Source organism: Cupriavidus sp. SK-4 (assembly GCF_000611125.1).
Lineage (GTDB): Bacteria > Pseudomonadota > Gammaproteobacteria > Burkholderiales > Burkholderiaceae > Cupriavidus > Cupriavidus necator.
The window spans coordinates 1-9,301 of sequence record NZ_JFJW01000239.1 but is presented as its reverse complement, the minus strand read 5'-3'; the positions used below and the strand labels follow the sequence as shown (position 1 = coordinate 9,301).

Here is a 9,301-nt window from a genome sequence, read left to right as displayed (position 1 = left end):
CACGCCAACTTCCGTTGATATCCGTCTGTAGGCTAAAGGGGGCGTTGTTGCATAAATCCGGGCGTCTTGTCGACCGTGATGGTGGACTCGATGGCATCCAGCTTGTGCCTGGCGGCCAGTTTCCGGCGGCCGCCGTCCAGCACCCGGTCGACCACGGCAATCGGGGGCCGCGGCCAGGTTCGTTCGAGCAGTGGCAGCACGGCCTGGCCGATGCAGCCAAGGCCGACGATGACGATTTGTTCGATCACGCAGACCTTTCCGCCCGTAAGCGGCGACGGGCGGCCCGGGGGCGCGGCAAGGCGGCCGCGCCAGCGCAGGACTGCCCTCGCATCGCTTTATCAATTCTGATCAGAATCGCTCAATCTAGCGAAGGCAATACTATCGCCGGGCGCCACGGTTGCCAACTGCGGAGCGGGGGGCGTGACCTGCTGGTCAGCCGAACAGGCGCCAGGCCAGGCGCGCCGCCACGCGCGCGCCCTGGTGGTCGCGGTCGTACTGCGGGTTGTACTCCGCCAGGTCGGCCACGCGCAGCTTGCCGCTGCGGCGGGCAAGCAAGGCCACTTCCTCGACCACCGGCAACGGCACGCCATAGGCGGCAGGTGCCGACACGCCCGGCATCACGGCCGCCGGCAGCGCGTCGAGGTCGATGGTCAGGTACAGGTGGTCGGTGGCATCAATGCGCGCCGCCAGTTCCGCGAGACGCGAATCGAGGTGGCGCTCCTGCATGTCCACGTCTTCCACGTAGCTGGCGCCCAGCGCGTCGGCGCGCCTGAAGAGCGCCGGCGTGTTGCTGAGGCGGCTCACGCCCAGGCAGATATAGTCGAACGGCTGTCCGCGCTCGGCGCAGGCGTTGGCGATCTGGTCGAACGGCGTGCCGGAGTTGGCGGGCCGGCTGGTGCGCAGGTCGAAGTGGGCGTCGATATTGATAATGAGCACGCGTCCGCCATCGTCCTGCGCATCCAGGTGCGCGCGCAGGCCTTGCCACGTGCCCCAAGCCACTTCATGGCCGCCGCCCAGCACCAGCGGCAGCCCGCCGCGCACCAGCACGCCGCGCACGGTGCCCGCCAGCGCCAGCTGGGCGGACTCCAGGTCGCCGTCGTCACAGCTGACATTGCCGGCGTCGTATAACGCGGGCAGCCCGTGCGCCGGCACGTTGGCCAGCGCCTGGCGGATGGCGTCAGGGCCGTGCGCGGCGCCGGGACGGCCCTGGTTGCGCAGCACGCCGGCGTCGCAATTGAAGCCGAGCAACACCGGCGCGCCGTTGAGGGGCGTCACGTCTGCCGCTTCCAGCGCATGCACGATGCGGAACAGGCGCGTGGTGTCGCCACGCTCACCGTCGTCGACGCGGCCCTGCCAGAGGTTCTGGGTCCCAGCCATCGTCACGCCCGCGTCAGCACGGCCTGCAGGAAGCCGCGCGTGCGTTCCTGCGTCGGCGCCGAGAAGATGACCGACGGCGGCCCGGCCTCGATGATGCCGCCACCATCCATGACGACGACCACATCGGCCACTTCGCGGGCGAAGCCCATTTCATGGGTGACCACGACCATGGTCATGCCTTCGGCGGCCAGCACCTTCATCACCTGCAGCACTTCGCCCACCAGCTCGGGGTCGAGCGCGGAGGTCGGCTCGTCGAACAGCATCACGCGCGGCTCCATGGCCAGCGCACGGGCAATGGCCACGCGCTGCTTCTGGCCGCCGGACAGGCTGGCGGGCATGGCGTGGGCCTTGTGCGCAAGGCCGACTTTCTCAAGCAGGCCCATCGCCTTGCGCTCGGCTTCCTCGCGCGAGGCGCCGCGCAGCATGCGGGGACCGACCGTGACGTTGTGCAGCACCGACAGGTGCGGGAACAGGTTGAACGACTGGAACACCATGCCCACTTCGGTGCGCAGCTGGTTCAGCTCGTGCTCGCCGATCAGCTGGCCGTCGGTCACCAGGCGCTTGCCGACGATGTCGATGGTGCCGGCCTCGGGTTGTTCCAGGCCGTTGCAGCAGCGCAGGAAGGTGCTCTTGCCCGAGCCGCTGGGGCCGATCACAACCACGACCTGCGACGGCTCCACATCGAAGTCGATGCCGCGCAAGACGGTATGGCCGCCGAACGATTTGCCCAGGTTCCGAATCCGGATGATTGCGGAATCGCTCATTGCACCATGCCTCCCATGCGCAGCCGTTGTTCGGCGCGCCGCAGGATCAGCCCGGCCGCGCTCGTCAGGATCAGATAAACCAGCGCGATCGCCAGATAGACTTCCAGCGACCGGTACGACACGCTGATGATCTTCTGGCCCTCGTGCATCAGGTCGGCAATGGTCAGCAGCGACACCAGTGCCGAGTTCTTGATGAGGGCGATGAACTCATTGCCCAGCGGCGGAATCATCCGCACGATGGCCTGCGGCAGGATCACCGCGCGCATGGCCTGGCCGGAAGACATGCCGATCGAGCGGGCGGCTTCCATCTGGCCCTTGTCCACGGACTGGATGGCGCCGCGCACGATCTCCGACACGTACGCGCCGGAATAGATGCCCAGCCCGATTACGCCGCACACAAAGGCGGGCAGCAGGATGTTGAACTGCGGCAGCCCGAAGAACAGAAGGAACAGCTGCACCAGCAGCGGCGTGCCGCGGATGAAGGTCACGTAGGCCGTGCAGATGCTGTAGATGACGCGGCGATTCGGGTCCAGCCGGCCGATGCCGACCAAGAGGCCCATGACGCAGCCCAGCACCAGCGCGCAGGCCGTCACCTCCACGGTGATGACGGCGCCGTGGAGGATGTCATGCCAGCCGGCAAAGACAGGAGAAAAATCCAATTCCATGATGATGATCCGCGCGGCTTACTTGGCGGCCGTGCCGAACCATTTCTGGGTCAGCTTGGCATAGGTGCCATCGGCCTTTACCTTGGCGAGTGCGGCATTGAGGGCACGGGTCAGCTCGGGCGTGTCCTTGCGCACGGCCATGCCGTATTCCTCGGTGGTCAGCGGCTGCTCCACCATGCGCAGGCCGCCGCGCGTCTTGACGTATTGCATCGCGGCCGGCTTGCCGGTCACGGCGGCATCGGCGCGGCCGATCTCGACCAGGTTGAACATTTCCTGGTTCTTCTCGACTTCCACACGCTGCACCTGCGGGTACGTGTCACGCAGGAAGCTAACCGACTTGGTGCCCACCTGCACGCTGACCTTCTTGCCGTTCAGGTCGGCCGGGGCGTGGACGGTGGTGTTGCCGCTCTTGACCAGCGCCACCAGGCCGCCGGTGTAGTACGGCTCGGTGAAGTCCACCACCTTGCTGCGCTCGGGGGTGATGTAGATGCCGGACACTGCCATGTCGAAGCGGCGCGAGACCAGCCCCGGGATCAGGCCCTTGAAGTCGATGTCGGTCCATTCGACCCGCTTGCCCATTGTCTTGGCCATGGCCTCCACTAGCTCCACGTCAAAGCCGGTGCGCTTGCCGTTCTCGATAAATTCCATCGGCGGGAAGGTGGCGTCGGTGGCCACGCGCAGCACGGCATTGTCCTGCGCGTGCGCGGCGGTGCCAAGGGTCAGGGCGGTCAGGGTTGCCAGGCCGGCCATCAGGCATTTGCGACGAAGGTTCATGGAAGTCTCCTATTCTCGGGAACGAGGGATCTGCCGTCGCATGGGTGTGCCGACGGCGGCGGTAACGATTTGCTTGGTATTCAGTAAGACTGCAGCCGGGCGGAAATCCGCATCGCCGCTGCCACGGTCATGTCGATCAGCGCGGTCTCGCGCCCTTGCCGCCGCGTGGCCGGCACCATCAGCGTGATGGAGCCCAGCGCATCGGCCTTGCTGCGCCGCGAGAAGAGCGGCGCGCTCACGCCCCACACGCCCGGATCCACCTCGCCCTCACTGACGGCGTAGCCGGTCTCGCGAATGGCGGTCAGCTCGGCCAGCAGCCGTTCGGCTTCGCCTGGCTCGCACTGGGCCCGGACCAGGCGCTCGCGCGCTTCATCGCGCATGAATGCAAGCAGCGACTTGGCCGACGCACCGGCGCGCAGCGGCACGCCGCGGCCTTTCTCGAATGAGCAGCGCAGCGACTGGCGGCTCTCCACCATCTCCAGGCACACCGCGTGATCCTTGACGGCGACGACCAGGCCTACGCTTTCATCGGACTGCTGCGCCAGCAGCTGCATGTCGGGCAAGGCTTCGCGCGCCAGGTGCGAGGCCATGTCAAAGCCAAGCGCCAGTTGCAGGCTGATCGGGCCCGGCGCGTATTCGCCGTCGGACTCCAGCACAAAGCCCCAGCGCTTGAGCATCATCAGCTGCCGGTAGAGCGTGCTCTTGGGCAGGCCGGTCTTGGCAACCAGCTCGCGCACCGTGATTGGCGCGCCGTGCTGCGCCAGCGCCGCCAGCACGAACAGCACGCGATCGGCACCGCCCGCGGGCTGGCCGGGTTCGGCAGGCGTGGGTGTCGCGGGCTTCACGGCGGTGGGGTTGTCGACGGCATTCAACATAGGGCCCAAGAATAGGACCTGATTCCCAGAAATCAAAACCGAGAGTCCCGGAAAATGGGAATGAACGACTAGGGATAACCCTTGATGACTGGCAATTTGATCGGTCAAGTGCGCGAGGCGCCGCTGCGTCGCGGTCAGTAGATGCCCGGCAGCATCCGCCAGGTCCGGTCGCAGTACGACGCGTACTCGTCGCCAAACTGGTCGCGCAGCAGCGCTTCTTCCGCCCGGATGCGCGCCAGCAGCACCGGCACCATCAGCAGCGTCAGCAGCACGCCCACGCCGGAGCGGAACGCCAGTACCCATCCCAGCGAACTGACCAGGAAGCCGAGATAGCTCGGATGCCGGATCACGCCATAGATCCCGGTGGTCACCAGCGTGTGCCCCGGCTGGATCGCCACCAGCCCGCTGAAGCGCCGCCCCAGCACAAACACCGGCCACAGCCTCAGCACGCCGCCGCCGGCAAACAGCGCCACACCGATCCAGCGCATGGTGTCGCCATCGAGCGTCCAGAAGCCGATGCGGTCGGTAAAGGGCGGCAGGTACGCCGCCAGCAGCCCGAGCACGCCAAAGACTGCCAACACCCAGCGGTTGCCGCGGTCCTCGCGCATGCCGCTGCTGATGTTGCCGCCGGAGAAGAGTGCCGCGATGGACAGGGCGAACAGGATTAGGGTCAGGGCCACGCGCGCCGGGTGCGCGAAAAAGGGGGCGATGCCGCCCCAACCTGCGATGGCGATGGCCAGGTAGGCGAGCGTGCCGGCGAGCGTGGCAATCGCCATGCCGGGAGTCGGGCGCATGGGGAACCTCCGTTGAGACGGTGGATGCACAAGCGAAGGGTAAGCCTCAGGCGGCCCGGGTGTCGAGGGCGGCCGGGTCGTGATTAAATCTGCGTTTTGCGCCGGCGTATGCCGGGGCGCAGTGAACCGCTTTCGTCACACCACCATGCCCCTGATCGACATCAAGAACCTCCAGCAAGCTGCCCAGGACTTCGGCAAGGCCCGAAACTGGGGCAAGTACCACAGCCCCAAGAACCTCGCGATGGCGCTGAGCGTGGAGGTGTCCGAGTTGGTCGAGATCTTCCAGTGGCAGACCGATGCGGAATCGCGCGCCATCATGTCTACCGACGAGCGCGACCATGTGGAGCAGGAGCTTGCCGATATCACCATCTACCTGGCGCAACTGGTGACGGCGCTGGGCGTGGACCTGGACGCGGCGATCCGCGCCAAGATGGAGATGAACGCCAGGAAGTACCCGCTGCCGGAATGAGGCGCCCGGCGACGGCGTGAGCTCACGACAATGGCCGGCTCCCCGCCAGGACGCACAACAGCAGCACTCCGTTCAAAGCGAGCAGTCCGCTCACCACAAGCACGATGGGCGGCGCATCCCGTGTCCGCTCGCGCAGGCGGGTGACCCCCGGCAGCCACTCGCCGCGCGTACGCCGGGACCAGCACGCGACGCCCGCGCTGCACATGCCCAGCCACGCCAGCGTGCCCAGCGATGTCCAACCGCGTGATTGCGACGCCAGCGTCGGACGGATGGACGCCTGCTGGGGCGTCGGGCCGGAGGCTCTTTGGATCACGACAGGGGGCGCTTGCATCCCCGGTTCGGCTAATGGCTCTGCCGGTGGCAAGGCTGGAGGCTGCTCCGCTACTGGTTGAGTTGCTGGAGGTGGCGCGACCGCTGGCCGCGACGCCTCGACCCTGACCGCAGCTTGCTTGTTCCTCGACGCCTCCCGCGCCCGGGCCGCCGGCGGCGTTGGTTTCGGCGCGGCAGCCTGCGGCGGTTTCTCGCCTGGCTGCCGGCGCCAGCTGGCAAAGACCCTATCCAGGCATTTCACCGACGTGCACGCGTCCCGGCGCTCTCGCCAGGCGGCGATGTCGCGTCCTTGGATCGCGCCGGCGCGAAGCCGGCGCTGCTGGTCCGCATGGATGCGCTCGTGTTCGCGCTGGAGCATCGCGTGATCGCAGATCAGGTCGGCGGCGTGCGGCACCGACTGCAGGCAGGACGTGCCGGCGGCGAGCGGATCGTCGCAGCGGGAAGGACGCAGCGTGGTCTTGCAGGCAATATCCGACGCCTGCGCACTGGCAGCCAGCAGAAGACCGAACGCAATGCACGCGGCCAAACGGCCCGAAAGCCTTGTCATCCTGTCGCCCCGTGATGGTGGGGATCGTCCGGCGCGGAAGCGGGCGCCGATGGACTTCTATTCTGGAGCGGTGCCAGCAATGTACGGTTCGATATCCCACAGAACCGGGCAGCAGACTTTTGGGCGCGGCCTCGGATATGTGGCCGAGGCCACAGATCCGGAAGCCGCAGCTATACCTTCTTGCCTTCCCCATTGTCCCCCGCGTGCGGAGGGGCGACATGCCAGCCCCCGTACGGCATCCTTCGGACTGACAAAAACAAAAAGCGAAGGGGTCATCATGGGTCGCAGGAAGCAATCAAGCGTCTTCGAGGATCTGTATGGCATTGCCGCAGCACTGCCATGGTGGGTAGGCGTGGCGTTGGCCATCATTGCCTACGCGGTGCTGCACCGTTATGCGATTGCCGAAGTGCCGGTCAGTGCCGCGCGGGGGCAAATCGGCCAAATGGTCGTGACACAGATGGTCAAGGCGCTGTCGATGTACGGGCAGTACATCGTGCCGCTGTTGCTGCTGGCCGGCGCGCTGGCTTCGTGGCTGGGCCGCCGCAAGCGGCAAGAACTGGTGCGCAGCGTGGCGGCGAGCCAGTCTGGCGACGCCTTGCGTCAGATGACCTGGCGAGATTTCGAGCGGCTGGTGGGAGAGGTGTTCCGGATGCGCGGTTACGCTGTGGCGGAGACCGGTGGCGGCGGTGCGGATGGGGGCATCGACCTGCGGCTCAGAAAGGGCAACGAGTTGGCGCTGGTGCAGTGCAAGCAATGGCGCGCCTACATGGTGCCGGTCACGGTGGTACGGGAACTGTATGGCGTGATGGCTGCGCAGGGTGCGGCACAAGGATTTGTTGTGACATCGGGACAGTTCACCGCCGATGCGCGGGCCTTCGCGTCTGGGCGGAACATAGAGCTGATCGATGGCCAGGCACTCACCGTGCTGGTCAAGCGCGCCCGCGCTGCAGCGCCGACGGGGTCGACCGCACCCCCGCCTGCCGCTGCGAACGCGCCGACGCGCGCCGCGGAACCGCCGAAGCCAACTGAGATGCCGCCTGCCGCCGTGCCAGGCTGCCCGCGCTGCGGCAGCGCCATGATCCAACGCATCGCTAAACAGGGCGCGAACGCTGGCAATCCGTTTTGGGGCTGCGCCACGTTCCCCAAATGCCGCGGCGTGCGTGGCCTCTGACTCTCCCTGGTTCGGACAACGGCAGTCTGCTGTTGTACCCGTTTGTCAGATCGCGACCAGGCTCACAACCCAACCCGCCACATAGAGCCCCAGCCCGAACACCGCATGCGTCACCAGGCTATGCGCCCGTGCCACATTTGGCCGTGGCGTGCGGCTCGCGGCGATGCCGGCACCCATCGCGGGCTGCATCAGCAGGAACGGTGCCGCCACACTGCCGATGCCGACGATCAACGCGGGCGCCAGCGTCGGATGGCGCGCCCAGTCGAGTCCCCATAGCCCCAGCAGGATGGCCGCGAACACGATGCCGGTCAGGTAATGCGCGATCCAGCCGATCCCGCGCTCGCGGTGCACCGGTGGCGATGCCGCGATGGGATGGTGGCAAAGGCGTCCTCGCGGCAGCCACGCGAGCCAGCGGCCTACCAGTCCATAGTCCAGCGCAGGAACGCCCAGCAGCCGCTTGCGCAGGATGGCCCAGGCGTCCATCACCAGCGTTGCGCCAGTGCCGATCACGACCGCATTGAACAGGAGCGCCATCGCTGTATCAGGCATGGGCAGTCTTCCCGGCCGTCAGTGATGAAGCCGAAGCCCGGGCGGTGATCATCCAGCAAGCAGCGGTGTAGCGCACGGTTGCGCCATGAACGTAAGGCTCGAATGCCGCGCGGACGGTTTCGATGACGCTGGCGCGTGTGCTTGCCTCAGCCTCGCGCAGGGCCAGGCCGACGGAACCCAGTCGGGACAGGTAGTCCACCAGCGCAGGCTCCGGCAGCGTGCAGACGAGGTCGATCGGCTGGATATTGATCCCGGTCCAGCCGCCCTCTTCCAGGATGGCCTGCACGCGCTGGCGGTCGCCGAAGGCGAACTGCCCCGGCGCACCCGGCTGCCGCGGCGGCAGGTTGGACAGCAGCGGCGCTGCCGCGCGCTCGGCGGTGGTCATGAACGGATTCTCTGCGGCGCTGCGCCAGGCGATGCATTGGAGCGTGGCATCCGGTGTTGCGGCCCGGCGCAGGTTGGCAAAGGCCCGCACCGGATCGCTGAAAAACATCACGCCCAGGCGCGACACGATGCTGTCGAAGCTTGCTGGCGCGAAGGCGTAGTCCTGCGCGTCGGCGCGAATAAAGCTGGCGGTCGAACCGTCCTGCTGCGCACGTGCCCGTGCAGCGGTGAGCATCGGCTCGGAAATATCGATGCCGGTGCATCTGCCCTGCGCGCCGAGCTTACGCGCCAGCGCGATCGTAGTGCTGCCGGTGCCGCAGCCGACATCGAGCACATGCTGTGCCGAGGTCTTGCCGACCGCATCGACAAGCAGGCCTTCCAGCGGCCGGAGCATGTCGTCGAGCACCGCCTGCTCCGCGACCCAGGCATGGCCAGACGGGCCGTTCCACAGTGCGGCCTGGTCGCTGCCGTTGATGCTGGTCTGTTGTTGCTCACCCATGGTCATATCCCCTTGCACGCCGTCCTGGCTTGGAAGCTACACTGTGCCAGTTCAAGTCGACTTGAGTTGACATCCCCCCGTCCTCAGCCTTCGGCTGGCGCCC

12 protein-coding genes are annotated in these 9,301 nt (G+C 67.0%); 3 read left to right on the top strand and 9 right to left on the bottom strand.

The window, feature by feature from the left end; genetic code table 11:
- Positions 1-32: 32 nt before the first annotated feature.
- From CF68_RS34915 to CF68_RS34885, 7 genes are all read right to left on the bottom strand, one after another.
- A complete protein-coding gene (locus tag CF68_RS34915) occupies positions 33-248 on the bottom strand; it encodes a saccharopine dehydrogenase NADP-binding domain-containing protein (protein WP_035828191.1) in 216 nt (71 codons plus the stop codon).
- A 184-nt stretch (positions 249-432) separates the two neighbouring features.
- The gene (gene hutG / locus CF68_RS34910) at positions 433-1,377 is read right to left on the bottom strand and encodes a formimidoylglutamase (RefSeq protein ID WP_035828189.1); all 945 of its coding nucleotides are present in this window, start codon (positions 1,375-1,377) and stop codon (positions 433-435) included.
- A gap of 2 nt (positions 1,378-1,379) precedes the next feature.
- Positions 1,380-2,141 carry an amino acid ABC transporter ATP-binding protein gene (locus CF68_RS34905; protein ID WP_013955141.1) on the bottom strand — a complete coding sequence of 254 codons (762 nt, stop codon included), beginning with the start codon at positions 2,139-2,141 and terminating at the stop codon, positions 1,380-1,382.
- Complete coding sequence (locus tag CF68_RS34900) at positions 2,138-2,806, bottom strand: amino acid ABC transporter permease (protein ID WP_013955142.1); 669 nt, start codon at positions 2,804-2,806, stop codon at positions 2,138-2,140. The genes CF68_RS34905 and CF68_RS34900 overlap by 4 nt, the downstream gene beginning before the upstream one ends.
- Positions 2,807-2,824: 18 nt before the next feature.
- Complete coding sequence (locus CF68_RS34895) at positions 2,825-3,580, bottom strand: glutamine ABC transporter substrate-binding protein (RefSeq protein WP_013955143.1); 756 nt, start codon at positions 3,578-3,580, stop codon at positions 2,825-2,827.
- A gap of 80 nt (positions 3,581-3,660) precedes the next feature.
- The gene (locus CF68_RS34890; RefSeq protein ID WP_035828185.1) at positions 3,661-4,455 is read right to left on the bottom strand and encodes an IclR family transcriptional regulator; all 795 of its coding nucleotides are present in this window, start codon (positions 4,453-4,455) and stop codon (positions 3,661-3,663) included.
- Between the two features lie 134 nt (positions 4,456-4,589).
- Positions 4,590-5,249: an isoprenylcysteine carboxylmethyltransferase family protein gene (locus CF68_RS34885; protein ID WP_035828182.1), complete on the bottom strand. Its 660-nt coding sequence runs from the start codon at positions 5,247-5,249 to the stop codon at positions 4,590-4,592.
- Between the two features lie 145 nt (positions 5,250-5,394).
- Between CF68_RS34885 and CF68_RS34880 the strand changes: the two genes are divergently transcribed.
- The 3 genes from CF68_RS34880 to CF68_RS34870 all read left to right on the top strand — a co-directional run bounded on the left by CF68_RS34880 (position 5,395) and on the right by CF68_RS34870 (position 7,766).
- Positions 5,395-5,718, top strand: coding sequence for a nucleotide pyrophosphohydrolase (locus CF68_RS34880; RefSeq protein WP_013955146.1), 324 nt, complete (start codon positions 5,395-5,397; stop codon positions 5,716-5,718).
- A gap of 619 nt (positions 5,719-6,337) precedes the next feature.
- Positions 6,338-6,610: a hypothetical protein gene (locus CF68_RS37585; protein WP_161786896.1), complete on the top strand. Its 273-nt coding sequence runs from the start codon at positions 6,338-6,340 to the stop codon at positions 6,608-6,610.
- Positions 6,611-6,872: 262 nt separating this feature from the next.
- Positions 6,873-7,766 carry a restriction endonuclease gene (locus CF68_RS34870; protein ID WP_035828177.1) on the top strand — a complete coding sequence of 298 codons (894 nt, stop codon included), beginning with the start codon at positions 6,873-6,875 and terminating at the stop codon, positions 7,764-7,766.
- A 45-nt stretch (positions 7,767-7,811) separates the two neighbouring features.
- On the opposite strand, the gene CF68_RS34865 is transcribed toward CF68_RS34870, so the two are convergent.
- Both CF68_RS34865 and CF68_RS34860 read right to left on the bottom strand, forming a co-directional pair.
- A complete protein-coding gene (locus CF68_RS34865; protein WP_035828174.1) occupies positions 7,812-8,315 on the bottom strand; it encodes a DUF2938 domain-containing protein in 504 nt (167 codons plus the stop codon).
- On the bottom strand, positions 8,308-9,198 hold the full coding sequence (locus CF68_RS34860) for a class I SAM-dependent methyltransferase (RefSeq protein ID WP_035828194.1): 891 nt from the start codon (positions 9,196-9,198) through the stop codon (positions 8,308-8,310). Before CF68_RS34860 ends, CF68_RS34865 begins: the two co-directional genes overlap by 8 nt.
- Positions 9,199-9,301: the final 103 nt, after the last annotated feature.